Source organism: Halomonas sp. 3A7M, from assembly GCF_014897875.1.
Classification (GTDB): domain Bacteria; phylum Pseudomonadota; class Gammaproteobacteria; order Pseudomonadales; family Halomonadaceae; genus Vreelandella.
In genome coordinates, this window is the sequence record NZ_JABUZD010000165.1 from 55,951 (window position 1) to 80,508 (window position 24,558).

34 protein-coding genes are annotated in these 24,558 nt (G+C 54.2%); all 34 read left to right on the forward strand.

Annotated elements, in window-relative coordinates:
- The first annotated feature begins 4 nt into the window (after positions 1 to 4).
- The gene (rpoC, locus tag INT19_RS15865) at positions 5 to 4,219 is read left to right on the forward strand and encodes a DNA-directed RNA polymerase subunit beta' (protein WP_095604371.1); all 4,215 of its coding nucleotides are present in this window, start codon (positions 5 to 7) and stop codon (positions 4,217 to 4,219) included.
- Positions 4,220 to 4,417: 198 nt separating this feature from the next.
- Complete coding sequence (rpsL, locus tag INT19_RS15870; protein WP_009098973.1) at positions 4,418 to 4,792, forward strand: 30S ribosomal protein S12; 375 nt, start codon at positions 4,418 to 4,420, stop codon at positions 4,790 to 4,792.
- A gap of 141 nt (positions 4,793 to 4,933) precedes the next feature.
- Positions 4,934 to 5,404, forward strand: coding sequence for a 30S ribosomal protein S7 (rpsG, locus tag INT19_RS15875; RefSeq protein WP_018917738.1), 471 nt, complete (start codon positions 4,934 to 4,936; stop codon positions 5,402 to 5,404).
- Between the two features lie 167 nt (positions 5,405 to 5,571).
- The gene (fusA, locus tag INT19_RS15880; protein WP_089040011.1) at positions 5,572 to 7,695 is read left to right on the forward strand and encodes an elongation factor G; all 2,124 of its coding nucleotides are present in this window, start codon (positions 5,572 to 5,574) and stop codon (positions 7,693 to 7,695) included.
- A 29-nt stretch (positions 7,696 to 7,724) separates the two neighbouring features.
- Positions 7,725 to 8,918: an elongation factor Tu gene (tuf, locus tag INT19_RS15885; RefSeq protein WP_089040010.1), complete on the forward strand. Its 1,194-nt coding sequence runs from the start codon at positions 7,725 to 7,727 to the stop codon at positions 8,916 to 8,918.
- Between the two features lie 160 nt (positions 8,919 to 9,078).
- Positions 9,079 to 9,390, forward strand: a complete 312-nt coding sequence (gene rpsJ, locus INT19_RS15890; RefSeq protein ID WP_009098983.1) for a 30S ribosomal protein S10 — start codon at positions 9,079 to 9,081, stop codon at positions 9,388 to 9,390.
- Between the two features lie 150 nt (positions 9,391 to 9,540).
- Positions 9,541 to 10,179 carry a 50S ribosomal protein L3 gene (rplC, locus tag INT19_RS15895; RefSeq protein ID WP_009723904.1) on the forward strand — a complete coding sequence of 213 codons (639 nt, stop codon included), beginning with the start codon at positions 9,541 to 9,543 and terminating at the stop codon, positions 10,177 to 10,179.
- Positions 10,180 to 10,194: 15 nt separating this feature from the next.
- Positions 10,195 to 10,800: a 50S ribosomal protein L4 gene (gene rplD, locus INT19_RS15900; protein ID WP_038480381.1), complete on the forward strand. Its 606-nt coding sequence runs from the start codon at positions 10,195 to 10,197 to the stop codon at positions 10,798 to 10,800.
- Positions 10,797 to 11,093: a 50S ribosomal protein L23 gene (gene rplW, locus INT19_RS15905; protein WP_009723902.1), complete on the forward strand. Its 297-nt coding sequence runs from the start codon at positions 10,797 to 10,799 to the stop codon at positions 11,091 to 11,093. The genes rplD and rplW overlap by 4 nt, the downstream gene beginning before the upstream one ends.
- 17 nt (positions 11,094 to 11,110) lie before the next feature.
- Positions 11,111 to 11,941, forward strand: coding sequence for a 50S ribosomal protein L2 (rplB, locus tag INT19_RS15910; RefSeq protein WP_009723901.1), 831 nt, complete (start codon positions 11,111 to 11,113; stop codon positions 11,939 to 11,941).
- A 33-nt stretch (positions 11,942 to 11,974) separates the two neighbouring features.
- Positions 11,975 to 12,250, forward strand: a complete 276-nt coding sequence (gene rpsS / locus INT19_RS15915) for a 30S ribosomal protein S19 (protein WP_009098993.1) — start codon at positions 11,975 to 11,977, stop codon at positions 12,248 to 12,250.
- An 18-nt stretch (positions 12,251 to 12,268) separates the two neighbouring features.
- The gene (gene rplV / locus INT19_RS15920; protein ID WP_038480386.1) at positions 12,269 to 12,601 is read left to right on the forward strand and encodes a 50S ribosomal protein L22; all 333 of its coding nucleotides are present in this window, start codon (positions 12,269 to 12,271) and stop codon (positions 12,599 to 12,601) included.
- 11 nt (positions 12,602 to 12,612) lie between these two features.
- A complete protein-coding gene (gene rpsC / locus INT19_RS15925; RefSeq protein WP_038480389.1) occupies positions 12,613 to 13,317 on the forward strand; it encodes a 30S ribosomal protein S3 in 705 nt (234 codons plus the stop codon).
- A gap of 15 nt (positions 13,318 to 13,332) precedes the next feature.
- Positions 13,333 to 13,746 carry a 50S ribosomal protein L16 gene (gene rplP / locus INT19_RS15930; protein ID WP_007112000.1) on the forward strand — a complete coding sequence of 138 codons (414 nt, stop codon included), beginning with the start codon at positions 13,333 to 13,335 and terminating at the stop codon, positions 13,744 to 13,746.
- Positions 13,746 to 13,937 (forward strand): 50S ribosomal protein L29, encoded by a 192-nt coding sequence (rpmC, locus tag INT19_RS15935; RefSeq protein ID WP_125744944.1) that lies wholly within the window; start codon positions 13,746 to 13,748, stop codon positions 13,935 to 13,937. The genes rplP and rpmC overlap by 1 nt, the downstream gene beginning before the upstream one ends.
- 1 nt (position 13,938) lies before the next feature.
- Positions 13,939 to 14,199 (forward strand): 30S ribosomal protein S17, encoded by a 261-nt coding sequence (gene rpsQ, locus INT19_RS15940; RefSeq protein ID WP_009723897.1) that lies wholly within the window; start codon positions 13,939 to 13,941, stop codon positions 14,197 to 14,199.
- A 50-nt stretch (positions 14,200 to 14,249) separates the two neighbouring features.
- A complete protein-coding gene (gene rplN, locus INT19_RS15945) occupies positions 14,250 to 14,621 on the forward strand; it encodes a 50S ribosomal protein L14 (RefSeq protein WP_009723896.1) in 372 nt (123 codons plus the stop codon).
- Between the two features lie 14 nt (positions 14,622 to 14,635).
- Positions 14,636 to 14,950: a 50S ribosomal protein L24 gene (rplX, locus tag INT19_RS15950; RefSeq protein WP_193061468.1), complete on the forward strand. Its 315-nt coding sequence runs from the start codon at positions 14,636 to 14,638 to the stop codon at positions 14,948 to 14,950.
- An 18-nt stretch (positions 14,951 to 14,968) separates the two neighbouring features.
- Positions 14,969 to 15,508 carry a 50S ribosomal protein L5 gene (gene rplE / locus INT19_RS15955; RefSeq protein WP_009723894.1) on the forward strand — a complete coding sequence of 180 codons (540 nt, stop codon included), beginning with the start codon at positions 14,969 to 14,971 and terminating at the stop codon, positions 15,506 to 15,508.
- 10 nt (positions 15,509 to 15,518) lie between these two features.
- A complete protein-coding gene (gene rpsN / locus INT19_RS15960; RefSeq protein ID WP_125744946.1) occupies positions 15,519 to 15,824 on the forward strand; it encodes a 30S ribosomal protein S14 in 306 nt (101 codons plus the stop codon).
- A gap of 32 nt (positions 15,825 to 15,856) precedes the next feature.
- Positions 15,857 to 16,249: a 30S ribosomal protein S8 gene (gene rpsH, locus INT19_RS15965; protein ID WP_009723892.1), complete on the forward strand. Its 393-nt coding sequence runs from the start codon at positions 15,857 to 15,859 to the stop codon at positions 16,247 to 16,249.
- A gap of 9 nt (positions 16,250 to 16,258) precedes the next feature.
- A complete protein-coding gene (gene rplF / locus INT19_RS15970; protein ID WP_038480399.1) occupies positions 16,259 to 16,789 on the forward strand; it encodes a 50S ribosomal protein L6 in 531 nt (176 codons plus the stop codon).
- A 9-nt stretch (positions 16,790 to 16,798) separates the two neighbouring features.
- On the forward strand, positions 16,799 to 17,149 hold the full coding sequence (gene rplR, locus INT19_RS15975; RefSeq protein WP_009723890.1) for a 50S ribosomal protein L18: 351 nt from the start codon (positions 16,799 to 16,801) through the stop codon (positions 17,147 to 17,149).
- Positions 17,150 to 17,160: 11 nt separating this feature from the next.
- Positions 17,161 to 17,661, forward strand: a complete 501-nt coding sequence (gene rpsE / locus INT19_RS15980) for a 30S ribosomal protein S5 (protein WP_009723889.1) — start codon at positions 17,161 to 17,163, stop codon at positions 17,659 to 17,661.
- A 6-nt stretch (positions 17,662 to 17,667) separates the two neighbouring features.
- Complete coding sequence (rpmD, locus tag INT19_RS15985; RefSeq protein ID WP_009723888.1) at positions 17,668 to 17,850, forward strand: 50S ribosomal protein L30; 183 nt, start codon at positions 17,668 to 17,670, stop codon at positions 17,848 to 17,850.
- A gap of 3 nt (positions 17,851 to 17,853) precedes the next feature.
- Positions 17,854 to 18,288, forward strand: a complete 435-nt coding sequence (rplO, locus tag INT19_RS15990) for a 50S ribosomal protein L15 (protein ID WP_038480402.1) — start codon at positions 17,854 to 17,856, stop codon at positions 18,286 to 18,288.
- Complete coding sequence (secY, locus tag INT19_RS15995) at positions 18,289 to 19,620, forward strand: preprotein translocase subunit SecY (RefSeq protein ID WP_038480406.1); 1,332 nt, start codon at positions 18,289 to 18,291, stop codon at positions 19,618 to 19,620.
- Between the two features lie 28 nt (positions 19,621 to 19,648).
- The gene (gene rpmJ, locus INT19_RS16000) at positions 19,649 to 19,762 is read left to right on the forward strand and encodes a 50S ribosomal protein L36 (RefSeq protein ID WP_009099023.1); all 114 of its coding nucleotides are present in this window, start codon (positions 19,649 to 19,651) and stop codon (positions 19,760 to 19,762) included.
- A 123-nt stretch (positions 19,763 to 19,885) separates the two neighbouring features.
- Complete coding sequence (gene rpsM / locus INT19_RS16005) at positions 19,886 to 20,242, forward strand: 30S ribosomal protein S13 (protein WP_009723884.1); 357 nt, start codon at positions 19,886 to 19,888, stop codon at positions 20,240 to 20,242.
- A 52-nt stretch (positions 20,243 to 20,294) separates the two neighbouring features.
- On the forward strand, positions 20,295 to 20,681 hold the full coding sequence (gene rpsK / locus INT19_RS16010) for a 30S ribosomal protein S11 (protein WP_009723883.1): 387 nt from the start codon (positions 20,295 to 20,297) through the stop codon (positions 20,679 to 20,681).
- Between the two features lie 12 nt (positions 20,682 to 20,693).
- Positions 20,694 to 21,314, forward strand: coding sequence for a 30S ribosomal protein S4 (gene rpsD, locus INT19_RS16015; RefSeq protein ID WP_009723882.1), 621 nt, complete (start codon positions 20,694 to 20,696; stop codon positions 21,312 to 21,314).
- Positions 21,315 to 21,439: 125 nt separating this feature from the next.
- Complete coding sequence (locus INT19_RS16020; RefSeq protein ID WP_009723881.1) at positions 21,440 to 22,435, forward strand: DNA-directed RNA polymerase subunit alpha; 996 nt, start codon at positions 21,440 to 21,442, stop codon at positions 22,433 to 22,435.
- Between the two features lie 39 nt (positions 22,436 to 22,474).
- Positions 22,475 to 22,861: a 50S ribosomal protein L17 gene (gene rplQ, locus INT19_RS16025; protein ID WP_009723880.1), complete on the forward strand. Its 387-nt coding sequence runs from the start codon at positions 22,475 to 22,477 to the stop codon at positions 22,859 to 22,861.
- A 205-nt stretch (positions 22,862 to 23,066) separates the two neighbouring features.
- A complete protein-coding gene (locus INT19_RS16030; RefSeq protein ID WP_193061469.1) occupies positions 23,067 to 24,491 on the forward strand; it encodes a serine hydrolase in 1,425 nt (474 codons plus the stop codon).
- Positions 24,492 to 24,558 lie beyond the last annotated feature (67 nt).

A 24,558-nucleotide genomic window follows, 5' to 3' on the forward strand; every position in this document is an offset into this window, starting at 1 on the left:
TCCCATGAAAGATTTGGTGAAAGTACTCAAATCGCAATCTCAGTCCGAAGAGTTTGACGCGATCAAGATTACCCTGGCGTCGCCGGACATGATTCGCTCCTGGTCGTTTGGCGAGGTGAAGAAGCCCGAGACCATCAACTACCGTACCTTTAAACCGGAACGGGATGGTCTGTTCTGCGCCAAGATTTTCGGCCCAGTCAAAGACTACGAGTGTTTGTGCGGTAAGTATAAGCGCATGAAGCACCGCGGCATCATTTGTGAGAAGTGTGGCGTTGAAGTCACCAAGGCTGCCGTGCGCCGTGAGCGCATGGGCCACATCGAACTGGCATCGCCAGTGGCTCACATTTGGTTCTTGAAGTCACTGCCGTCGCGTATCGGCATGTTCCTCGATATGACCCTGCGTGATATCGAGCGCGTGCTGTACTTCGAAAGCTTTGTCGTCATCGATCCCGGTATGACCACGCTGGAGCGTGGTCAGTTACTCAACGATGAGCAGTACTTTGAAGCGCTAGAAGAGTTCGGTGATGACTTCGACGCCCGCATGGGTGCCGAAGCTGTCCAAGAACTGCTGAAAGATATTGATCTGGAAGAAGAGATTAATCACCTGCGTGAAGAGATTCCGCAGACTAACTCTGAAACTAAGATTAAGAAGCTTTCAAAGCGCTTGAAGCTACTTGAAGCGTTCTACCACTCCGGCAACGCGCCGGCGTGGATGGTCATGGAAGTGCTGCCCGTGTTGCCGCCGGATCTTCGTCCGTTGGTACCGCTGGACGGCGGCCGCTTCGCGACCTCAGACCTGAACGACCTTTATCGTCGCGTTATCAACCGTAACAACCGTCTGAAGCGTCTGCTTGACCTCAATGCGCCGGATATTATCGTGCGTAACGAGAAGCGCATGCTGCAAGAAGCGGTTGATGCGTTGTTGGATAACGGCCGTCGTGGTCGTGCCATTACGGGTTCTAACAAGCGTCCGCTGAAATCCCTTGCCGATATGATCAAAGGTAAGCAGGGTCGTTTCCGTCAGAACTTGCTAGGTAAGCGCGTCGATTACTCCGGCCGTTCGGTAATCACTGTTGGTCCGACGCTGCGTCTGCACCAGTGTGGTCTGCCCAAGAAAATGGCGCTTGAGCTGTTCAAGCCGTTTATCTACTCCAAGCTGCAGTCGCTGGGCTATGCCTCAACGATCAAAGCTGCCAAGAAGATGGTTGAACGCGAATTGCCCGAGGTGTGGGACATCCTTGCCGATGTTATCCGTGAGCACCCGGTACTGCTTAACCGCGCACCGACGCTCCACCGTCTTGGTATCCAAGCGTTTGAGCCGCTGTTGATCGAAGGTAAAGCGATCCAGCTGCACCCGCTGGTATGTGCCGCCTACAACGCCGACTTTGACGGTGACCAGATGGCGGTACACGTACCGCTGACCCTGGAAGCCCAGCTTGAAGCGCGTGCGCTGATGATGGCCACCAATAACGTGCTGTCGCCCGCCAACGGCGAGCCGATTATCGTGCCGTCGCAAGACGTTGTTCTGGGTCTGTATTACATGACCCGCGAAAAGATCAACGCCAAAGGCGAAGGCATGGTGTTCTCTGACCTTAATGAGGTGGAGCGCGCGTTCGGCACGCAGTCGGTATCGCTGCACGCTCGCGTGAAAGTGCGTCTGGACGAAGTCGATGTCGAAGAAGAGACCGGCGAGCGTAGTTTCCATCGCCGCATCTACGACACGACGGTTGGCCGTGCGCTACTGTTCCGCATTTTGCCGGAAGGTGTGCCGTTCTCGCTAATCGATCAGCCGATGAAGAAAAAGGCGATCTCTAGCTTGATCAACGAGGTATACCGTCGTGCGGGCTTGAAGCCGACGGTTATCTTTGCTGACCAACTGATGTACACCGGTTTCCGTTTGGCAACCTGGTCGGGCGCCTCTATCGGTGTTAATGACTTCGTTATTCCTGATGCGAAAACCGAGATTGTCGACGCTGCAGAAGCGGAAGTTAAAGAGATCGAAGATCAGTTCTCTTCTGGCCTGGTAACCGCCGGTGAGAAGTACAACAAGGTCATCGATATCTGGTCGAAGGCCAACGATAAAGTTGCCAAGGCGATGATGGTAGGTATCTCTAAAGAGACCGTCATCGACCGTGAAGGCAACGAAGTTGAGCAAGACTCGTTCAACAGCGTCTTTATCATGGCTGACTCCGGTGCGCGTGGTTCTGCCGCCCAGATCCGTCAGTTGGCGGGTATGCGTGGTTTGATGGCTAAGCCGGATGGCTCGATCATCGAAACGCCGATCGTCGCCAACTTCCGTGAAGGTCTGAACGTACTCCAGTACTTCATCTCGACCCACGGTGCTCGTAAAGGTCTTGCGGATACGGCTCTGAAAACGGCTAACTCCGGTTACCTGACCCGTCGTCTGGTTGACGTTGCCCAGGACTTGGTCATCACTGAGACCGATTGTGGCACCGAAAACGGCTTGACCCTGCACCCGATCATCGAAGGTGGCGACATCATTGTACCGCTGTCTCAGCGTGTACTTGGTCGTGTCGTTGCGATTGATGTTATTGATCCAAGTAATGATGAAGTGCTTATTCCGCGCGGCACATTGCTGGACGAAAAGTGGTGTGCATCGCTAGACACCATGGGCGTAGACGAGATCATTGTTCGTTCTACCATTACTTGTGACACTGCCCACGGCGTGTGTGCCTCCTGTTATGGTCGCGACTTGGCGCGTGGCCATCAGGTCAACATTGGTGAGTCTGTCGGTGTTATCGCCGCACAGTCCATCGGTGAGCCGGGTACCCAGCTGACCATGCGTACGTTCCACATCGGTGGTGCGGCGTCGCGTTCATCGGCAGTAGACAGCGTTCAGGTCAAGCATGGCGGTAAAGTACGTCTCCACAACATCAAGCATGTAGAGCGGGCCGACGGTAAGTTGGTCGTTGTCTCTCGTTCCAGTGCACTTGCTGTTGCTGATGACCATGGCCGCGAGCGTGAGTACTACAAGCTGCCTTACGGCGCCGAGCTGTCTGTTCGTGACGGTGATGTCGTCGATGGCGGTGCGATTGTCGCGAAGTGGGATCCGCACACTCACCCGATCATTGCCGAGGTAGAAGGTAAGGCGCAGTTTATCGACCTTGACGAAGGTGTCACCATGCACCGTAGCGTCGACGAAATGACTGGTCTGTCGTCTATTGAGGTTATCGAGTCGGCAGCCCGTCCGATGGCAGGCCGCGATAAGCGCCCGATGGTGATGCTGAAAGATGCTGCTGGCGAGTACGTGTCGGTGTCTGGATCGAATACGCCGGTACAGTACCTGCTGCCGGGCAACTCGATTATCTCCGTCGATGATGGCGCTACCATTGGTGTAGGTGAGGTTGTTGCACGTATTCCGGTAGAGGCGTCTGGTAACAAAGATATTACCGGTGGTCTGCCGCGTGTTGCCGACTTGTTTGAGGCGCGCAAGCCGAAAGAGTCGTCAATCTTGGCTGAAATCAGTGGTGTGGTCAGTTTCGGTAAAGAGACAAAGGGTAAGCGTCGCTTGACGATTACCCCAGAGTCTGGCGACCCGTTTGAAGCGTTGATCCCGAAATGGCGTCAAATCGCTGTCTTCGAGGGTGAAACCGTTGAGAAGGGTGAAGTAATCTCGGATGGTCCGAGCAACCCCCACGATATCCTGCGGTTATTGGGCGTGGCGGAACTGGCCAAATACATCACCGCCGAAGTGCAAGATGTTTACCGCCTCCAGGGTGTAGGCATCAACGATAAGCATATCGAAGTTATTGTTCGCCAGATGCTGCGTAAGGTAGAGATCTCTGATTCAGGCGACTCTGACTTTATTACTGGCGACCAAGCTGAACTCGTCCGCGTGCTAGAACAGAATGCGCGTCTCGAGAAAGAAGGTAAATTCCCGGCCAAGTATCAACGCTTGCTGCTGGGTATCACTAAGGCCAGCTTGGCCACTGAGTCGTTCATTTCAGCGGCGTCGTTCCAGGAAACGACACGTGTATTGACCGAGGCAGCGGTAACCGGCAAGCGCGATTATCTACGCGGCCTGAAAGAAAACGTGGTGGTTGGACGTCTGATTCCGGCAGGTACCGGTCTGACTCACCACGCAGAGCGTCGTCGCAAGCGCGAAGACGTTGAGCGTCTGTTCAATCCCTCGGCTACCGAAGTTGAACAGGAGCTTGGTGCTCAGTTAACCGCCCTTGATTCAGACGATGAGCTGTAATCGACGGTAAGGAAAACGAGTAACAACGAGTCGCTGGCCCTTATGGCGCAGTCTTGCTGGTTAAACCGCCAGCAAGACTTGACGCCACCTAGGGTCAGCCTTTAGAATGCGCAGCCTTTAACAGTGGGGTGGGTGCGCCCGCACCTGCTGTTAGTATTTGTTGAAAGGCCAGGCAACCATTGGAGTCAGCTAAACACCATGGCAACGATTAATCAGCTAGTGCGCAAGCCGCGTAAGCGCCCCGTCACTAAGAGTGACGTACCTGCGCTACAGGCATGCCCGCAGAAACGTGGCGTTTGTACGCGCGTTTATACTACTACCCCTAAGAAGCCGAACTCGGCCCTTCGTAAGGTCTGCCGTGTGCGCCTTACCAACGGTTTCGAAGTGTCTTCTTACATCGGTGGTGAAGGTCACAACCTGCAAGAGCACTCTGTTGTTCTGATTCGCGGTGGTCGTGTAAAGGATTTGCCAGGTGTGCGTTATCACACCGTTCGTGGCGCCCTTGACACCTCTGGCGTACAGAACCGTAAGCAGGGTCGTTCTAAGTACGGTACCAAGCGTCCGAAGTCCTAAGGCGTCTTGTTGCGGCGTTTTATGACGCTGGCGTTGTTACCTTAATATGAATATGACGGTCTGATAAGAGTAAGGTCGGGCGGCGCGAATAGCGCAATTGGTCCCGGGTTTACCTGAAGGATCCTTAATTGAGGGCTTATCATGCCTAGAAGAAGAGTTGTAGCTAAACGCGAAATCCTGCCGGATCCTAAGTTCGGAAGTGAGCGTCTGGCGAAGTTCATGAACCACCTGATGGTCAGCGGCAAGAAGTCCATAGCTGAGCGCATCGTTTACGGTGCGTTGGACAAGGTTGCCGAGCGTAGTAGTGAAGAGCCGCTGGAAATCTTCGACAAGGCGCTGGAAACTATCCAGCCGATGGTTGAAGTAAAGTCGCGCCGTGTTGGTGGTGCGACCTATCAGGTGCCGGTCGAAGTTCGTCCTTCGCGTCGCCAAGCCCTAGCAATGCGCTGGTTGGTGGACGCTGCGCGTCGCCGCGGTGAGAAAACGATGGTTCAGCGCCTGGCAGGTGAAATGCTGGATGCCGCTGAAGGCAAAGGCTCGGCTGTTAAGAAGCGTGAAGATGTGCACCGTATGGCAGAAGCCAACAAGGCCTTCTCTCACTATCGTTTCTAAACTCGGCGTTTCTGAGTTTGTGTTTGGTTTTGTTGGTTGTGCTGCGCTAAAGAGTTCTTTCGCCATGCTGCAACACGCTGTCGCTATCCTTGTTGATGGCGGCAGTGGAATACACAAAATGAACACTGCTGAATTAACGAGCATCGCCAACTAACGGGAGCTTCACCGTGGCACGCAAGACTCCACTTAATCGTTATCGCAATATCGGTATCGTCGCTCACGTTGACGCGGGTAAAACCACGACGACTGAGCGCGTGCTTTTCTATACCGGCTTGAACCACAAGTTGGGTGAAACGCATGAAGGTGCCTCGACTACCGACTGGATGGAGCAGGAGCAGGAGCGTGGTATTACTATCACCTCGGCTGCTGTTACTACCTTCTGGAAAGGTATGAGTCACCAGTTTGATGAGCACCGCATTAATATCATCGACACCCCGGGGCACGTTGACTTCACTATCGAGGTCGAGCGTTCTTTGCGTGTTCTTGATGGTGCTGTTGTTGTACTGTGCGGCTCCTCCGGTGTTCAGCCGCAGACCGAAACGGTCTGGCGTCAGGCTGATAAGTACGAAGTTCCGCGTATGGTCTTCGTCAATAAGATGGACCGTACTGGCGCTGATTTCTTCATGGTTGTTGACCAGTTGAAGGAGCGCTTAGGTGCTAATACTGTGCCGATTCAGATTAACTGGGGCACAGAGGAAGACTTTAAAGGCGTTATCGACCTGATTCAGATGAAGGCTATCCTGTGGGATGAGGAAAGCCTGGGTATGAATTATGAGCTTGTTGATATTCCGGCTGAGCTGCAGGAAACGGCCGAGACGTATCGCGAGCAAATGGTTGAAGCCGCTGCCGAAGGCTCTGAAGAGCTGATGGATAAGTACTTGGAAGGCGGTGAGCTGTCGATTGAAGAGATCAAGGCTGGTCTTCGTGCGCGTACGTTAGCCAACGACATTGTTCTGGTGACCTGTGGTTCTGCATTTAAGAACAAAGGTGTCCAGGCAGTGCTTGACGGCGTTATCGAATACATGCCTTCGCCGACTGAAGTTAAGGCGATCGAAGGTGAGTTGGACGACAAAGATGGTACCGTGGCAACTCGTGAGGCTGATGATAGTGCTCCGTTTGCAGCGTTAGCGTTTAAGATCGCTACCGACCCCTTCGTTGGTACTTTGACCTTTATTCGCGTCTACTCGGGCGTTCTGAAATCTGGTGACGGCGTTTATAACTCCGTTAAGCAGAAGAAAGAGCGTGTTGGTCGTATCGTTCAGATGCATGCCAATTCGCGTGAAGAGATCAAGGAAGTACTTGCTGGCGACATCGCGGCATGTATCGGTCTGAAAGACGTCACCACGGGTGACACCCTGTGCGATATCGATAACAAAATTGTTCTCGAGCGCATGGAGTTCCCGGATCCGGTTATCTCGGTAGCCGTTGAGCCGAAGTCGAAGGCTGATCAGGAAAAGATGGGTGTTGCACTGGGTAAACTTGCCCAGGAAGATCCTTCCTTCCAGGTGAAAACCGACGAAGAAACCGGCCAGACCATTATTTCTGGTATGGGTGAGCTGCACCTCGATATCCTTGTTGACCGTATGCGTCGCGAGTTCAAGGTTGAAGCCAATATCGGTAAGCCTCAGGTTGCTTATCGCGAAACAATTCGCGGCAACATTGAGCAAGAAGGCAAGTTCGTGCGTCAGTCGGGTGGTCGTGGTCAGTATGGTCACGTTTGGCTGCGCATTGAGCCGCTGACTGCAGCAGAAAAGGGTGAAGGCGAAGACGAACTGTTCTTCAAGTTCAACTCTGAAATCGTAGGTGGTGCGGTTCCCAAGGAATACGTGCCTGCGGTTGAGAAGGGTGCCTACGAACAGCTCAAAAACGGTGTCATCGCGGGTTACCCGATGATCGACGTTAAAGTAACGCTGTTTGATGGTTCCTTCCATGACGTGGACTCTAACGAGACTGCGTTCAAGATTGCTTCTTCTATGGCAGTGAAAGAAGGTGCCAGGAAGGCCAAGGCCGTGCTGCTGGAGCCGGTGATGAAGGTCGAAATCGTGACCCCCGAAGAGTTTATGGGTGACGTCATGGGCGACCTGAGCCGTCGTCGCGGTCTGGTGCAGGGTATGGATGACTCCTCTTCTGGTAAAGTCATTCGTGCAACGGTGCCACTGGGTGAGATGTTCGGTTATGCAACCGATTTGCGCTCACAAACCCAGGGCCGCGCGAGCTACTCTATGGAGTTCGCGAAGTACGAGGAGGCGCCCTCCAGCGTCGTTGAAGCCGTCATCAATCAAAACGGTTAACCGTTAGCTAACGTAAAGAGGTTATAGCAGTGGCTAAGGAAAAATTTGAACGTTCCAAACCGCACGTCAACGTCGGCACCATCGGTCACGTCGACCACGGTAAAACGACCCTGACAGCGGCCCTAACCCGTGTGTCTGCTGAGGTTTTCGGCGGCGACTGGCGTGAGTTTGATACCATCGATAACGCTCCTGAAGAGCGCGAGCGCGGTATCACCATCGCTACGTCTCACGTTGAGTATCAGTCTGAAGAGCGCCACTATGCGCACGTTGACTGCCCAGGACACGCTGACTACGTCAAGAACATGATCACCGGTGCTGCGCAGATGGATGGCGCAATCCTGGTATGTTCTGCTGCTGATGGCCCGATGCCGCAGACGCGTGAGCACATCCTGCTGTCTCGTCAGGTTGGCGTTCCGTTCATCGTTGTGTTCCTGAACAAAGCGGACATGGTCGATGACGAAGAGCTGCTTGAGCTGGTTGAGATGGAAGTTCGTGAACTCCTCGACGAGTACGACTTCCCGGGTGACGACACGCCGATCATCACTGGTTCTGCGCTGATGGCTCTGAACGGTGAAGATGAGAACGGCATGGGTACTACTGCTGTTGCGAATCTGATTAAAGCTCTGGATCAGTACATTCCTGAGCCGGAGCGTGCTATCGACCAGCCGTTCCTGATGCCGATCGAAGACGTGTTCTCTATCTCTGGCCGCGGTACTGTCGTTACCGGTCGTGTAGAGCGCGGTATCGTTAAAGCAGGCGAAGAAGTGGAAATCGTGGGTATCCGCGACACCACTAAAACCATCGTTACCGGTGTTGAAATGTTCCGTAAGCTGCTCGACGAAGGTCGTGCAGGTGAGAACGTTGGCGCTCTGCTGCGTGGTACTAAGCGTGATGACGTCGAGCGTGGCCAGGTTCTGGCTAAGCCGGGCACCATCAACCCGCACACCACCTTCGAAGCAGAAGTTTACGTATTGTCCAAAGAAGAAGGTGGTCGTCACACGCCTTTCTTCAAAGGCTACCGTCCCCAGTTCTACTTCCGTACCACTGACGTAACGGGTACTTGTGAACTGCCGGAAGGTGTTGAAATGGTAATGCCGGGCGACAACGTTAAGATGGTTGTTACCCTGATTGCTCCAATCGCTATGGACGAAGGTCTGCGCTTCGCAATTCGCGAAGGTGGTCGTACCGTTGGTGCTGGCGTTGTTGCAAAAATCGTCAAGTAAGCTTGCTTGATTGATTGATCAAGGGGGCTCTTGCGAGCCCCCTTTTCTGCGCACCAATAGCAAATGTTTGACATGGGCTTTTGGCGTGCCTATAATGCGCATCCTTTGAATGCGTGGGTAGACGGCTCGCGCCGTCGACATCCATTGGAGTTTAGGGCAAATGCAGAACCAAAAGATTCGCATTCGGTTGAAAGCGTTCGACCATCGCCTGATTGATCAGTCCACAGCGGAAATCGTTGAAACCGCTAAGCGTACTGGTGCTCAGGTTCGTGGTCCGATCCCGCTGCCGACCAACCGCGAGCGTTACACCATTCTGATTTCACCGCACGTCAACAAAGATGCGCGTGATCAGTATGAGATTCGTACGCACAAGCGTGTGCTCGATATTGTTGAGCCAACCGAGAAAACTGTTGATGCGCTGATGAAGCTCGATCTCGCCGCTGGCGTAGACGTGCAAATCAAGCTCGACTAATTACACTAGACACTTGCGGCCCAGCGCTCATTAATTTTTAGAATGAGCAGCAGCCGCCGCGCCGTGAGGCGCCACACAATGTGCTAGTGGAATGCTCTGGAAAGGGCAGCCATAGCGGGTGATAGCCCCGTACACTATAGGAGACTGAGTATGACTATCGGTTTAGTCGGTAAAAAGGCCGGGATGACCCGTGTCTTTACCGAAGATGGCGCTTCCGTGCCCGTGACCGTTATTGAAGTTGATCCTAACCGTGTAACGCGCGTTAAGACTCTTGAGTCTGACGGTTACGCAGCGGTTCAGGTCACCACAGGTTCTCGTAAAGCTAAGCACCTCACCAAAGCGCAAGCTGGTCAGTTTGCCAAGGCGGGTGTTGAGGCTGGTCGTTCACTGATGGAATTCCGTCTTGCAGAAGGCGAAGAATCTCCGGAAGTGGGTGGCGAACTCACCGTATCCCTCTTCGAAGCTGGTCAAATGATTGACGTGACCGGCACCTCTAAGGGTAAAGGCTTCCAGGGTGCTGTTAAGCGCTGGAATTTCCGTACCCAAGACAACACGCATGGTAACTCCCTGTCGCACCGCGCGCCGGGCTCTATCGGCATGTGTCAGACTCCGGGTCGCGTATTTAAAGGCAAGAAAATGGCCGGTCAAATGGGTAATGCCCGTTGCACCGTGCAGAGCCTTGAGATCGTCCGTGTCGACGCCGAGCGTAACCTGCTGCTGATCAAAGGTGCTGTTCCGGGCGCGACCGGTAGCGATGTTATCGTTCGCAGCGCCGTGAAAGCTCGCTGAAGGGGATAATTACCAATGAATCTGAATCTTGCTGCAGGCACGGGTACCGTTGAAGTAGCCGATGCCACTTTTGGCAAAGAATTCAACGAAGCGCTGGTTCACCAGGTGGTAACCGCCTATTTGGCTGGTGGCCGTCAAGGTACCCGCGCTCAAAAGAACCGTTCCGACGTACGTGGTGGTGGTAAGAAGCCGTGGCGTCAGAAGGGTACCGGTCGTGCACGTGCCGGTACTATCCGCTCTCCGCTATGGCGCAGCGGCGGCGTAACTTTCGCGGCGCGTCCTCAGGACCATAGCCAGAAAGTAAACCGCAAAATGTACCGTGCGGCGATGCGTTCCATCCTGTCTGAACTCGTACGTCAAGAGCGTCTTGTCGCTGTTGAAGAGTTTAGCGTTGAAGCGCCGAAGACCAAGCAGGTAGCTGCCAAGCTGAAAGAGCTCAACCTTGAGAAAGTGTTGATCGTCACCGAAGAAATTGACGAGAAGCTCTATCTGGCCGCACGCAACCTTCCCCACGTTGACGTGGTGGATGTCGCTGCAGCTGATCCGGTGAGCCTAGTAGCCTTTGATAAGGTTCTGGTCACCGTCTCCGCCCTGCGTAAATTCGAGGAGAAGCTGGCATGAACCAGGAGCGCGTATTTAAGGTTCTGCTTGGACCGCACGTGACCGAAAAGGCCGCGATGGCAGCCGAGCGCAACCAGTACGTTTTCAAGGTGGCATCTGATGCTACCAAACCCGAGATCAAGAAAGCCGTTGAAGCACTATTCGGCAAGAAGGTCGGCAGCGTTCAAGTATTGAACGTGAAGGGGAAAACTAAGCGTACTGCTCACGGCGTTGGCCTGCGTAAGGGTTACCGCAAAGCGTATGTGACCCTGGCTGCGGGTGAAACGCTCGAAGACTTCTCTGGCGCCGAATAAGGGCAGGAGTACGGATAATGGCAATCGTCAAGACCAAACCCACATCCGCCGGTCGTCGCCACGTCGTTAAGATCGTTGGTGAGGAACTGTACAAAGGCCGTGCTTATGCACCGCTTTTGGAAAAACAGTCCAAGTCCGGTGGCCGTAACAACTACGGTCGCATCACCACCCGCCACGTGGGCGGTGGTCACCGTCAGCACTACCGGTTGATCGACTTCAAACGCACCAAAGATGGCATTCCAGCCACCGTTGAGCGTCTTGAGCACGATCCGAACCGTAGTGCGCATATTGCACTATTGAAATATGCAGATGGTGAGCGTCGTTACATCATTGCACCGAAAGGTGTCAGCGCGGGTGACGTGCTGGAATCTGGTGTGAACGCGCCCATCAAAAAAGGCAATGCTTTGCCGCTGCGCAATATTCCGCTTGGTTCTACCGTTCACGGTATCGAACTGAAGCCGGGTAAAGGCGCGCAGATTGCTCGCAGTGCCGGTACTAGCGCTCAGCTGGTTGCTCGTGAAGGTAACTACGCCACCTTACGTCTTCGCTCTGGCGAAATGCGCAAAGTGTTGGCTGAGTGCCGCGCAACTCTGGGCGAAGTGAGCAACTCCGAGCACAGCCTGCGTCAACTTGGCAAGGCCGGTGCGAAGCGCTGGAGAGGCGTGCGTCCGACTGTTCGCGGTGTCGCGATGAACCCGGTGGATCACCCGCACGGTGGTGGTGAAGGCCGCACCAGTGGTGGTCGTCACCCGGTATCCCCATGGGGTGTGCCGACTAAGGGTCACAAGACGCGTAAGAACAAGCGCACCGACAAGCTGATTATCCGTCGTCGTAACAAGACGCGTTAATCGAAATTGCCAAGAACTTAAGAGGTAACGGCTGTGCCACGTTCACTAAAGAAAGGTCCCTTCATTGACCTTCATCTTTTGAAGAAGGTAGAGGCTGCAGTGGAGAAGAACGATCGCAAACCAATCAAGACTTGGTCGCGTCGTTCGATGATCCTGCCCAACATGGTAGGTCTGACTATTGCGGTCCATAACGGACGCCAGCATGTCCCGGTGCACGTCTCCGAGGAAATGGTGGGTCATAAACTTGGCGAATTCGCTGCTACTCGCACATATCGCGGGCATGCTGCGGACAAGAAAGCCAAACGGTAAGCCAGAGAGGATTAAGAGATGGAAGTCACAGCTAAGCTGAGTGGCGCTGCTTTATCCGCACAGAAGGCCCGTTTGGTGGCTGACCAGGTGCGCGGTAAACCGGTCGCCGAAGCTATTGACCTGCTGACCTTCTCACCGAAGAAGGCTGCCAAACTGGTCAAGAAAGTGCTTCAGTCCGCCATCGCGAATGCGGAAGAAAATAACGGCATGGACATCGACGAGCTGCGTGTCTCGACCATCTGTGTCGATGAGGGCGTGACGCTCAAGCGTATCAAGCCGCGCGCCAAAGGCCGTGCGGATCGTATCTTGAAGCGCACCTGCCACATCACCGTCAAGGTAGCCGAGAAGTAGGAGTCGACCAGATGGGTCAGAAAGTCAATCCAACAGGCATTCGACTGGGCATCGTCAAAGACCATGCTTCTGTCTGGTATGCCGAGCGCGGCGCTTATGCCGATAAGCTCAATAATGATCTCGAAGTGCGCAGCTTCCTGGATCAGCGTTTAAAGAACGCTTCCGTAAGCCGCATTCACATCGAGCGTCCGGCTAACAATGCCCGCATCACCATTCACACTGCCCGTCCGGGTATCGTGATTGGCAAAAAAGGTGAAGATGTCGACCGTTTACGTCGCGATCTAACCGAGATGATGGGTGTTCCGGTTCATGTGAACATCGAAGAAGTTCGCAAGCCGGAGCTGGATGCCAAGCTAGTCGCTGCTAACGTAGCGGGTCAGCTTGAGCGTCGCGTAATGTTCCGTCGTGCTATGAAGCGCGCGGTACAGAACGCAATGCGTCTTGGCGCTGGCGGCATTAAGATTCAGCTGTCAGGTCGTCTGGGTGGTGCCGAAATCGCACGTACCGAATGGTACCGCGAAGGTCGCGTTCCGTTGCACACGTTGCGTGCGGATATCGACTACGCCACTTACGAAGCTCACACCACCTACGGCGTCATCGGCGTCAAAGTGTGGATCTTCAAGGGTGAAATCCTCGGTGGTATTGAGGAAGTACGTGCCAAGGCTAAGCAACAGCAGCCTGCCGGCAACGCGCCCAAGAAGAAAGGTTCCAGGTAAGGGGAGAGCGAGTCGATGTTACAGCCCAAGCGTATGAAATTCCGTAAGATGATGAAAGGCCGCAACCGTGGCCTGGCGCATCGCGGAAGCAAAATCAGCTTCGGGGAGTACGGTCTCAAAGCAACCGGTCGTGGCCGCATCACTGCGCGCCAGATCGAAGCAGGCCGTCGTGCGATCACACGTCACGTTAAACGTGGCGGTAAGATTTGGATCCGCGTCTTCCCTGATAAGCCGATCTCCAAGAAGCCGCTCGAAGTTCGTATGGGTAAAGGTAAAGGTTCCGTTGAGTACTGGGTAGCCCAGATCCAACCGGGTCGGGTCCTGTACGAAATTGAAGGTGTATCCGAAGAGCTGGCCCGTGAAGCATTTGAATTGGCCGCACAGAAGATGCCCTTGTCCACCACCTTTGCTAAACGGACGGTGATGTGATGAAAGCCCAGGAAATTCGTGAAAAGTCCGTAGGAGAGCTGCAAGAGCAACTCCTCGAGCTACTCCGCGAGCAGTTTAACCTGCGCATGCAGAAGGCCACTGGCCAACTGAGCCAGACTCATCTGCTCAAGCAGGTCCGCCGGGATATCGCCCGTGTGAAGACTTTGCTCAACGAGAAGGCAGGTGAATAAGATGGCCGAAGAGAAAAAAACACGTACGCTCACCGGCAAGGTGGTGAGCGATAAGATGGATAAATCCATCGTCGTTATGATCGAGCGTCGTGAGCGTCACCCGATCTACGGAAAATACGTCAAGCGCTCCACCAAGCTGCACGCCCATGATGAGGCGAACCAAGCTAAGGCAGGCGATACGGTTTCCATTCAGGAGTGCCGTCCGCTTTCCAAGAAGAAAGCTTGGACGCTGGTCGAGGTGGTTGAGCAGGCTAAGGGGTAATACCTAAAGTCTGCCGATCAGTGCAGTCAGATTAGGTTTGGAGAAAACCGATGATTCAGACTCAGACAATGCTGGATGTCGCCGACAACAGCGGAGCGCGCCGGGTGCAATGCATCAAGGTGTTGGGCGGTTCACACCGTCGCTACGCTCGCGTTGGTGACGTCATTAAGGTAACGGTGAAGGAAGCGATTCCGCGCGGTAAGGTCAAAAAAGGCCAAGTGCTGAAAGCGGTAGTCGTTCGCACCCGTAGTGGCGTCCGTCGTAGTGACGGTTCGCTGATCCGTTTCGATGGAAATGCGGCGGTTTTGTTGAATAACACCAACGAACAGCCGATCGGCACGCGTATCTTCGGGCCGGTAACTCGTGAGCTTCGTAATGAGAAGTTCATGAAGATCATTTCCCTAGCGCCTGAAGTGCTGTAAGGAGCGAGGCGGATATGCAAAAGATCAAACGTGACGATGAAGTCATCGTCATCGCCGGGAAGGATGAAGGCAAACGTGGCACTGTTAAGCGGGTACTAGAAAACCGCTTCGTGGTGTCCGGTGTGAATATGATTAAACGTCACACCAAGCCTAATCCCATGGCGGGAAATCAGGGCGGTATCGTCGAGCGTGAGGCTCCGATTCACGCGTCCAACGTAGCCATCTTCAATTCGGAGACCGGTAAGGCGGATCGCGTCGGCTTCCAAGTTAAGGAAGACGGTACCAAGGTACGTATCTACAAGTCGACGCAGACGCAGATCGACGCCTAACGCGAGTCGGGTAGCAAAATGGCGAACTTGAAAGAACGTTATCAAAACGAGGTTGTAGCCCAGCTCAAAGAGCAGTTCAGCTACGCCAACGTAATGCAGGTACCCCGGATCACGAAAGTGACTCTGAACATGGGTATCGGCGAAGCGGTCAGTGATAAAAAACTGATCGACAATGCCATCGGTGACCTGGAGAAACTCTCTGGTCAAAAGCCGTTGGTGACCAAGGCACGCAAGTCCATCGCGGGCTTCAAGGTGCGCGAAGGTTGGCCGATCGGTGTCAAAGTTACACTACGCTCAGCGCGTATGTGGGACTTCCTGGACCGCCTGGTGAACATTGCGATTCCCCGCGTGCGTGACTTCCGTGGTCTCAATCCGAAGTCTTTTGACGGTCGCGGCAATTACTCAATGGGTGTGCGTGAGCAGATCATCTTCCCAGAGATCGAGTATGATAAGATCGATCGCATCCGGGGGCTGGACGTCACTATCACTACTACCGCCAACACCGACGAGGAAGGTCGTGCGCTATTAGCAGCACTGAACTTCCCGTTTAAGAAATAAGGGTTGGATCATGGCTAAGAAAAGTATGGTAGAGCGCGAGCTCAAGCGTACTCAGCTAGTCGAGAAGTTTGCGGCTAAGCGCGCAGAGCTCAAGAAAATCATCTCGGACGTGAACGCTTCTGAAGAAGAACGTTTCGAGGCGACGCTGAAGCTGCAGCAACTGCCGCGCGACTCAAGCCCGGTGCGTCAGCGTAACCGCTGCCGCGTGACTGGCCGTCCGCACGGTTTTTACAACAAGTTCGGCCTTGGCCGTAACAAGCTGCGTGAAGCCGCCATGCGTGGCGACGTCCCTGGCCTGAAAAAGTCCAGCTGGTAACGTCACGTCGAATCATCAGGAGCGCACATTAAATGAGCATGCAAGACACTCTAGCGGATATGTTTACCCGTATCCGCAATGCGCAGATGGCCACCAAGGAGACGGCTACCATGCCGTCCTCCAAGCTGAAAGTGGAAGTGGCCCGCGTGTTAAAGGAAGAAGGCTACATTACCGACTTTACGGTGGCTGAAGGCGTTAAACCCGAGCTGACCGTTACTCTTAAATATTTTGAGGGTAAGCCGGTTATTGAGCACATTCAACGGGTTTCCAAGCCGTCTCTGCGCCAGTACAAGGGCAAAGACAACCTGCCTAAGGTCGCCGATGGTCTGGGTATCGCGATTGTCACCACCTCTAATGGTGTCATGACCGATCGTGCCGCGCGCCAAGCAGGCGTCGGTGGCGAAGTCATCTGCACCGTATTCTAGGAGGCTGGAATGTCCCGCATAGCGAAATATCCGGTTAAAGTGCCTGCTGGTGTCGAGATTAAAATCGACGCTGGCCAGCTGACCGCCAAAGGCGGCCAGGGCACGCTATCTATGCCCATTCACCAGGACGTGGTGATTGGTCAAGAAGATGGCCAGCTGACCTTCGCCCCGAGTGAGTCTGCCAAGAGCTGGGCAATGGCCGGTACTACCCGCGCCTTGGTTCAGAACCTGGTAACGGGCGTATCCGAGGGTTTCACAAAAACTCTCGAAATTGTAGGCGTCGGTTATCGTGCCCAAGCTAAGGGCCAGACGCTCAATCTTTCACTGGGCTTCTCGCACCCGGTCGACTATGAACTGCCTAAGGGTGTCTCAGCGGAAACGCCGAAGAACACCGTGATCGTGCTGAAAAGCGCGGACAAGCAGATGCTCGGCCAGTGCGCCGCGGAAATCCGCGCCTTCCGTCCCCCTGAGCCGTATAAAGGCAAGGGTGTTCGGTACGCCGACGAGCAGGTGCGTCGCAAAGAAGCCAAGAAGAAGTAAGGCAGGGTTATGAACGCGAAGAAAGAATCTCGTCTCCGTCGTGCCCGCCGCGCTCGCGCAAAGATCCGCGAGCTGGGCGTGTATCGCCTGTGCGTCAACCGTACCCCGCGTCACATCTATGCGCAGATTATCTCGCCGGATGGTGGCAAAGTGCTAGCCAGTGCTTCTACGCTGGACAAAGCACTGCGCGAGGGTGCGACTGGCAACGCAGAAGCCGCCTCTAAGGTTGGCGCTCTGATTGCTGAACGCGCTAAAGAAGCAGGCATCACCCAGGTGGCCTTCGATCGTGCTGGCTTTAAGTATCACGGTCGCGTTAAGGCTCTGGCCGACGCCGCACGTGAAGGCGGCCTGGAATTCTAAAGGGTTTTACGATGGCGAAGAACGAACAGCAAAGCGGTGATCTGCAAGAGAAGTTAGTGCAGGTCAACCGCGTCGCCAAGGTGGTCAAAGGTGGTCGTATTTTCGGCTTCACCGCGCTGACCGTCGTTGGTGATGGTAAAGGTCGTGTCGGTTTTGGTCGTGGCAAGGCGCGTGAAGTGCCTGTTGCGATCCAGAAAGCGATGGATCAAGCTCGTCGCAACATGGTCAAGGTTAACCTTGCAGGCCATACGCTTCAGTACCCGATAAAAGCCCGTCACGGTGCTTCTAAGGTGTACATGCAGCCGGCTTCTGAAGGTACCGGTATCATCGCTGGCGGCGCCATGCGCTCTGTACTAGAGCTCGCTGGTGTCCATGATGTACTGGCCAAGTGCTACGGTTCCACCAACCCGGTTAACGTGGTGCGAGCGACTGTTAAAGGTCTCTCCTCCATGCAAGCACCGGAAGACATTGCCGCTAAGCGCGGTCTGTCTGTCGAAGCGATCACGGGGTAAGGCACCATGGCAGCAACGATCAAGGTTACCCAGATCCGCAGCACCATCGGCGTTTTGCCCAAGCACAAGGCTACTATGAAGGGCCTGGGTCTGCGTCGCATCGGTCATACGGTTGAGCTGGAAGACACCCCTGCCGTACGCGGCATGATCCACAAGGTTAACTACCTTGTGCGCGTTGAGGGAGAGTAATCCATGAAACTCAATACCCTGAGCCCGGCACCGGGCTCCAAACACGCTGAAAAGCGCGTTGGTCGTGGTATCGGCTCCGGTCTTGGTAAGACCGGTGGCCGTGGCCACAAAGGTCAGAAATCTCGCAGTGGCGGCAGCGTCAAGCCTGGTTTCGAAGGCGGTCAGATGCCATTGCAGCGTCGTTTGCCGAAGTTCGGCTTTACGTCTGCTAAGTCATTGGTATCTGAAGAAGTACGTCTGGCTGAACTTGCTAAGGTTGCCGGTGACGAAGTCACTATGGAAACTCTGAAGCAAGCCAACGTGCTAAAGGATGCGACGCTTCATGCGAAGATCATCCTTTCTGGCGAACTGAAAAAGGCGGTTACCGTTCGTGGTATCAAGGTCACCAAAGGTGCCCGTGAAGCGATCGAAGCCGCCGGCGGCAAGGTAGAGGACTAAATGGCCAAGTCAGGAAATATGCCGGCGATGGGCAGCGGTCTGAGTGAACTGTGGGCGCGTTTGCGCTTCGTGCTCCTCGCCATCGTGGTGTACCGTATTGGTGCCCACATTCCCGTTCCCGGTATCAATCCTGACCAGCTTGCTGCCTTGTTTAGGGAGCAACAGGGCACCATTCTAGGCATGTTTAACATGTTCTCGGGTGGCGCCCTGGAGCGCATGAGCGTCCTCGCCCTGGGCATAATGCCCTACATTTCGGCGTCGATTATCATGCAGCTCATGACTGCGGTCTCCCCTCATCTTGAACAGCTCAAGAAAGAGGGTGAGGCTGGCCGCCGCAAGATTAGCCAGTACACGCGCTACGGCACGGTGATACTGGCTTTCGTCCAGGCTACCGGTATGTCCGTCGGTCTGGCTAGCCAAGGCATCGCATACAGCGCTGACTTCAGCTTCTTTTTCACCGCCGTGATTACATTTGTATCAGGCGCGGTGTTTATGATGTGGCTAGGTGAGCAGATCACCGAGAAGGGCATCGGCAACGGTATTTCGCTGTTGATCTTCGCGGGGATCGTCGCTGGGCTGCCCAGTGCCGTTGGGCAAGCGTTCGAGCTTGCTCGTAATGAAGGTGCCTGGAATGTTCTTCCGCTGTTAGCGCTGTCAGTGCTAGGTATTGCTACCGTTGCGTTTGTGGTGTTCATTGAGCGCGGTCAACGCCGCTTGAAAGTGAACTACCCCAGGCGCCAGGTCGGCAATAAGATGTATGCAGGCCAAAGCAGCTACCTGCCTTTGAAAGTGAATATGGCTGGTGTTATTCCAGCAATCTTCGCTTCCAGTATTTTACTCTTCCCGGCCTCTATTGGTCAGTGGGTGGGTGCTGGCGAAGGAATGGAGTGGTTACAGCGTGCATCACAAGCGTTAGGCCCCGGCCAACCGCTTTACATCTTGCTTTTCGCGGCGGCAGTGGTATTCTTCTGCTTCTTTTACACAGCGCTGGTCTTCAACCCCAAGGATGTGGCTGACAATCTTAAAAAGTCAGGCGCCTTCCTGCCGGGCATTCGCCCCGGCGAGCAGACCGCTCGCTATATCGATAAAGTAATGACTCGTCTTACTTTGTTCGGTGCCTTGTATATCACTGCGGTTTCCTTGATGCCCCAGTTCTTGATCGTTGCGTGGAACGTGCCGTTTTTCTTCGGCGGAACTTCGCTTCTGATCGTGGTTGTGGTCATCATGGACTTCATGGCCCAGGTGCAGTCGCATCTCATGTCGCATCAATATGACTCGGTGATGAAGAAGTCCAACCTGAAAGGCTACGGTAGCGGCGGCATTATGCGCTGAGGCGCGCCGTTGCGATTTGGAGAGAACGATGAAAGTTCGAGCTTCCGTAAAGAAGATGTGCCGTAATTGTAAGATCATTCGACGCAATGGCGCTGTCCGCGTCATTTGTATCGAACCGCGGCACAAACAGCGCCAGGGTTAATACCTGGGTTGTTTTTAAGCGGGTGCCGGCATACCCCTTGCCATAAGGCTTATAAAGGGGTATGCTGTTGCACCTTTTGTAGATGAACAAACGAGCAAGCCGCTCAAATTTCGGAGTAAGCTGATGGCCCGTATTGCAGGCGTCAATATCCCGGACAACAAGCATGCGGCGATCTCGCTGACCTATATCTTCGGGATTGGCCGTACCCGCGCTCAGCACGTTTGTGCTGCTGCCGGTATCGCGCCTACTACCAAGATCCAGGATCTATCTAGCGATGAGCTGGATACCCTGCGTTCTGAAGTTGGTAAGTACACCGTAGAAGGCGACCTTCGTCGTGATGTTACGCTTAACATTAAGCGTCTCATGGACTTAGGCTGCTACCGTGGTCTGCGTCATCGTCGTAGTCTTCCGCTGCGTGGTCAGCGGACTAAGACTAACGCGCGTACCCGTAAGGGCCCGCGTAAGCCGATCCGCAAATAACACGCAGGCTCTTTAATAGAGAGCTGACGTTAAGACAGGAATAGACATCAACATGGCTAACCCGCGTAGTAACCGTAAAAAGGTTAAAAAGCAGGTAGTGGACGCCGTAGCGCATATCCACGCCTCTTTTAACAACACGATCGTGACGATCACAGACCGCCAGGGCAACGCTCTTTCTTGGGCGACAGCCGGTGGTTCGGGTTTTCGTGGTTCTCGCAAGAGCACCCCGTTCGCTGCTCAAGTGGCAAGTGAGCGTGCAGCAACTGCTGCAGCCGAGTATGGTGTGAAAAACGTAGACGTGCTGGTCAAGGGCCCCGGTCCAGGCCGTGAATCCGCCGTGCGCGCTCTCAATGCCGCCGGCTTCCGCGTGCAAAGCATCACTGACGCGACGCCCATTCCTCATAATGGCTGCCGTCCGCCTAAGAAACGCCGCGTTTAAGGAGACAGATTCATGGCTCGTTATATTGGACCGAAGTGCAAACTGTCTCGTCGTGAAGGCACCGACCTCTTTTTAAAGAGCGGTGTTACTCCCTTCGAGAAAAAGTGTAAATCCGAGCAGATCCCGGGTGTACACGGCCAGCGTCGTCAGCGTCTTTCCGACTACGGCTTGCAGCTTCGTGAGAAGCAGAAAGTACGCCGTATGTATGGCGTACTCGAAAAGCAGTTCCGCAACTACTACAAAGAAGCCGCTCGCCTGAAAGGTGCGACTGGTGAAGTATTGTTGCAGTTGCTTGAATCCCGACTGGATAACGTCGTCTACCGCATGGGCTTTGGCTCGACTCGCTCTGAAGCGCGTCAGCTGGTCAGCCACAAGGCGATTTCCGTGAACGGCCGCACCGTTAACGTTGCTTCCTACCAAGTGAAGCCCGGTGACGTTGTTTCTGTTCGCGAAAAGGCGAAGAACCAAGCACGTATTCAACACTCGTTGACCATTGCGGCCAACCGTGGCGATATCGCTTGGATCGAAATCGACGCCAAGAAGATGGAAGGCACTTTCAAGGCTCTGCCTGAACGCGGTGACCTGACTGCCGACATCAACGAAAACCTGATCGTCGAGCTGTACTCCAAGTAAGCAGTTTGATTTACATTTCTGCTTCTTGAGACCTGGGCGGGGTAGCAAAGCTAACCGCCCAGATGCTCTTGAGTAGTGTGCTCTAGAGTACTCAGTATCCGTTTGGCAGCCTGAAAGGTGTTCATATGCAGCGTTCAGTGACAGAGTTTCTTCGTCCTCGTGACATCAAGGTCGAAGAAATCAGCGCACATCATGCCAAAATCGTTCTCGAACCGTTCGAGCGCGGCTTTGGTCACACCCTGGGGAATGCACTTCGTCGCATTCTGCTTTCGTCCATGCCCGGCGCTGCCGTGGTAGAGGCTGAAATTGCCGGTGTAGAGCACGAATACAGTGCGCTCGAAGGGGTGCAGGAAGATGTCATCGAAATCCTCCTGAACTTGAAAGATGTTGCGATCAAGATGCACAGCCGCGATGAGGCGGTGCTCTCGCTGAACAAGCAGGGCCCAGCTGTCGTCACCGCTGGCGACATTGCGCTTGATCATAGCGTCGAAATCGTCAACCCGGATCACGTCATTGCTCATGTCAATGAAGGTGCCGAGCTGAAAATTCAGCTTAAGGTAGCGCTGGGTCGTGGTTACGAACCGGCTGACGCTCGTGGCTCTGATGAAGAGACACGTGCAATTGGCCGCCTGCAGCTGGATGCCACCTTCAGCCCTGTTCGCCGTGTTTCCTATTCGGTTGAAGCCGCTCGTGTTGAGCAGCGCACCGACCTCGATAAGTTAATTATCGATCTGGAAACCGACGGTACACTGGATCCGGAAGAGGCTATCCGTCGCAGTGCGACCATTCTGCAAGAGCAGCTGGCCGCCTTCGTCGACCTGGAAGCTGATAAAGAGCAGGAAGTCGAAGAGGAAGAGGATCTTGTTGATCCTATCCTATTGCGCCCCGTAGACGATCTTGAGTTGACAGTTCGCAGCGCTAACTGCCTAAAAGCCGAGAATATTTACTACATTGGTGATCTTATCCAGCGCACTGAAGTTGAGCTGCTGAAGACACCGAATCTTGGTAAAAAGTCTTTGAATGAAATCAAAGACGTATTGGCAGCGCGCGGCTTGTCCCTCGGCATGCGGCTGGAAAATTGGCCACCCGCTAGCCTGAAGGACGACAAGGCCTCCGCGTGAGTGTCGACTCGAGTCCCAGTTTGGTAAGGAATTACAACCATGCGTCATCGTAAGAGTGGTCGTCATCTGAATCGTACCAGCTCGCATCGTCAGGCCATGTTTAAGAACATGTCTGTCTCTCTGGTCGAACATGAAGTCATCAAGACAACCCTGCCTAAGGCCAAGGAATTGCGTCGCGTTATCGAGCCGCTAATTACCCTAGCCAAGCAGGATAGCGTTGCAAACCGCCGTTTGGCATTTGCCCGCACGCGCTCCAAAGAAGCCGTCGGCAAACTGTTCAACGAGCTAGGTCCGCGTTATGCCGAGCGTCCGGGTGGTTACATCCGCATCCTCAAGTGCGGTTACCGCACAGGCGACAACGCGCCCATGGCGTTCGTTGAGCTGGTTGACCGTCCGGTTGTTGAAGAAGCAGCTGCAGAAGAGTAAGTCTCTGCGTTGTTGCTCAACAAAATGAAAGCCGACCCCTTAGGGTCGGTTTTTTTTGGTCTATTCATTTCATTGCGTTTTCAACTTTTATACTGCTTTCTTAATTCACTTGAAGAGTTACCGTGCTAGTCTTAGATTTCTTAGTGTGGCAAGTAGATTAATGGTTGGTAGTGTTACATCACAGCAAAACAAGAAAGGGGCATGTATGGCAACAAGGGGAATATGCGCAACGATCGTCGCGCGTTGGTGGCTTCCGCTGTCGTTAATGGTATTGCTGCTAAGCACGATATCGAGTGCTCATGCAAATCCGCGTTATGCTGGGATTGTTGTGGATTTGGAAAACGGAGAGGTGCTGTACGCCGAGAATGCCGATGAGCGTCGCTACCCCGCATCGTTAACCAAAATGATGACGCTTTATCTTACATTTGAAGCATTGGAGAGTGGCCAGCTCAGTCTTAATCAGCCGCTTCCTGTGTCTGCTCAAGCTGCCGCCATGCCTGCTGTAAAACTGTGGCTTTCTGCAGGTAGTACCATTCCTGTTGATTCTGCTATTCGTGCGTTGGCAGTGCGCTCTGCTAATGATGTTGCCGTCGTGGTGGCTGAAGCATTAGGTGGTAGCGAGCAGCGTTTCGCTCAGCTGATGACCGCAAAAGCGCGCGAGCTAGGCATGAATGCCACCACGTTCCGTAATGCCTCGGGTCTACCTGATGATCAGCAGGTCACCACGGCACGGGATATGGTGACACTCTCTGTGCGCGTGATGCAGGACTTCCCACAGTACTACCACTACTTTGGGCTCCAGGAGTTCACCTATCGTGGTACCCGGCACACCAGCCATAACCGCTTAGTGAAAAACTACCCCGGTGCAGATGGCCTTAAAACCGGCTTCATTCGTGCATCTGGTTTCAATGTAGCGACAACGGCCGTCCACGGGGATCGCCGTATGGTGGGCGTTGTCATGGGTGGCTTTAGTGGTTCATCTCGTGATTCTCATATGGCGAACCTGTTAGACCGTAGCTTTGCTCGTGCAGCGCTGCGTGACCAGCAAACGTGGCTGGCCAATACCACTTTTTCTAGAGAGTTTATGGCTTTCTCTGGCTCTAACGCGCCTAGCCAACGCCCCATGTCGACACCGCCAGCCTCTAATCGCCCTGTCATGGCCAGTAATGTAACGATTTCGAATAATACAGCGGCTTCGAATAATTTGGCAGCGACAACCCTTTCTCCTTCACCAGCGTCTGCACCGGCTGTTGAAATTGAAGATCGTCTCGCGCGCTCAATGGAGGCACCGACAGAAGTTCCTGTCACCCGTAGACCAGACCCGGTGAACGCTTTTATTGAACGTGAGCGCGAATTGGCAGCTACGCCTCAACGGTCTGTTACTGCTGGTGATTGGGGTATCCAGGTAGGTGCTTTTAGCCAGGCAGCACGAGCAGAGCAGTTGGCACGTCAGGCAGCGCAGCGCCTGCCTCATGAAGTGGGGGGGCGGGTTGCTATCGATACTTTAGCTGGTCAAACGCCGGTATTCCGCGCCAGGGTTGTCGCCTTGGACGAAGCACGCGCCAGACGCGCTTGTAGAACGCTCCAGGCGCAGGGGATGGAGTGCATGGTGGTCAACGCAAGTTTGTAAAGCCACGTTAGATCCGCAGCCCCGTCAGTGACACATTGGCGGGGTTTTTTATTAGTTGTTAATCCCG

Coding starts and splice junctions, on each gene's coding strand:
- rpsK (WP_009723883.1), top strand. CDS start 20,295: ATGGCTAACCCGCGTAGTAACCGTAAAAAGGTTAAAAAGCAGGTAGTG.
- rplW (WP_009723902.1), top strand. CDS start 10,797: ATGAACCAGGAGCGCGTATTTAAGGTTCTGCTTGGACCGCACGTGACC.
- rplB (WP_009723901.1), top strand. CDS start 11,111: ATGGCAATCGTCAAGACCAAACCCACATCCGCCGGTCGTCGCCACGTC.
- INT19_RS16030 (WP_193061469.1), top strand. CDS start 23,067: ATGGCAACAAGGGGAATATGCGCAACGATCGTCGCGCGTTGGTGGCTT.
- rpsH (WP_009723892.1), top strand. CDS start 15,857: ATGAGCATGCAAGACACTCTAGCGGATATGTTTACCCGTATCCGCAAT.
- rpsE (WP_009723889.1), top strand. CDS start 17,161: ATGGCGAAGAACGAACAGCAAAGCGGTGATCTGCAAGAGAAGTTAGTG.
- rplF (WP_038480399.1), top strand. CDS start 16,259: ATGTCCCGCATAGCGAAATATCCGGTTAAAGTGCCTGCTGGTGTCGAG.
- rplN (WP_009723896.1), top strand. CDS start 14,250: ATGATTCAGACTCAGACAATGCTGGATGTCGCCGACAACAGCGGAGCG.
- rpmC (WP_125744944.1), top strand. CDS start 13,746: ATGAAAGCCCAGGAAATTCGTGAAAAGTCCGTAGGAGAGCTGCAAGAG.
- INT19_RS16020 (WP_009723881.1), top strand. CDS start 21,440: ATGCAGCGTTCAGTGACAGAGTTTCTTCGTCCTCGTGACATCAAGGTC.
- rplR (WP_009723890.1), top strand. CDS start 16,799: ATGAACGCGAAGAAAGAATCTCGTCTCCGTCGTGCCCGCCGCGCTCGC.
- rpsJ (WP_009098983.1), top strand. CDS start 9,079: ATGCAGAACCAAAAGATTCGCATTCGGTTGAAAGCGTTCGACCATCGC.
- rplP (WP_007112000.1), top strand. CDS start 13,333: ATGTTACAGCCCAAGCGTATGAAATTCCGTAAGATGATGAAAGGCCGC.
- rpsC (WP_038480389.1), top strand. CDS start 12,613: ATGGGTCAGAAAGTCAATCCAACAGGCATTCGACTGGGCATCGTCAAA.
- rplQ (WP_009723880.1), top strand. CDS start 22,475: ATGCGTCATCGTAAGAGTGGTCGTCATCTGAATCGTACCAGCTCGCAT.
- rpsQ (WP_009723897.1), top strand. CDS start 13,939: ATGGCCGAAGAGAAAAAAACACGTACGCTCACCGGCAAGGTGGTGAGC.
- rplV (WP_038480386.1), top strand. CDS start 12,269: ATGGAAGTCACAGCTAAGCTGAGTGGCGCTGCTTTATCCGCACAGAAG.
- rpsL (WP_009098973.1), top strand. CDS start 4,418: ATGGCAACGATTAATCAGCTAGTGCGCAAGCCGCGTAAGCGCCCCGTC.
- rpoC (WP_095604371.1), top strand. CDS start 5: ATGAAAGATTTGGTGAAAGTACTCAAATCGCAATCTCAGTCCGAAGAG.
- rpsN (WP_125744946.1), top strand. CDS start 15,519: ATGGCTAAGAAAAGTATGGTAGAGCGCGAGCTCAAGCGTACTCAGCTA.
- rplX (WP_193061468.1), top strand. CDS start 14,636: ATGCAAAAGATCAAACGTGACGATGAAGTCATCGTCATCGCCGGGAAG.
- rpmD (WP_009723888.1), top strand. CDS start 17,668: ATGGCAGCAACGATCAAGGTTACCCAGATCCGCAGCACCATCGGCGTT.
- rpsG (WP_018917738.1), top strand. CDS start 4,934: ATGCCTAGAAGAAGAGTTGTAGCTAAACGCGAAATCCTGCCGGATCCT.
- rplO (WP_038480402.1), top strand. CDS start 17,854: ATGAAACTCAATACCCTGAGCCCGGCACCGGGCTCCAAACACGCTGAA.
- rpsM (WP_009723884.1), top strand. CDS start 19,886: ATGGCCCGTATTGCAGGCGTCAATATCCCGGACAACAAGCATGCGGCG.
- rplE (WP_009723894.1), top strand. CDS start 14,969: ATGGCGAACTTGAAAGAACGTTATCAAAACGAGGTTGTAGCCCAGCTC.
- rplD (WP_038480381.1), top strand. CDS start 10,195: ATGAATCTGAATCTTGCTGCAGGCACGGGTACCGTTGAAGTAGCCGAT.
- rpmJ (WP_009099023.1), top strand. CDS start 19,649: ATGAAAGTTCGAGCTTCCGTAAAGAAGATGTGCCGTAATTGTAAGATC.
- rpsD (WP_009723882.1), top strand. CDS start 20,694: ATGGCTCGTTATATTGGACCGAAGTGCAAACTGTCTCGTCGTGAAGGC.
- rplC (WP_009723904.1), top strand. CDS start 9,541: ATGACTATCGGTTTAGTCGGTAAAAAGGCCGGGATGACCCGTGTCTTT.
- secY (WP_038480406.1), top strand. CDS start 18,289: ATGGCCAAGTCAGGAAATATGCCGGCGATGGGCAGCGGTCTGAGTGAA.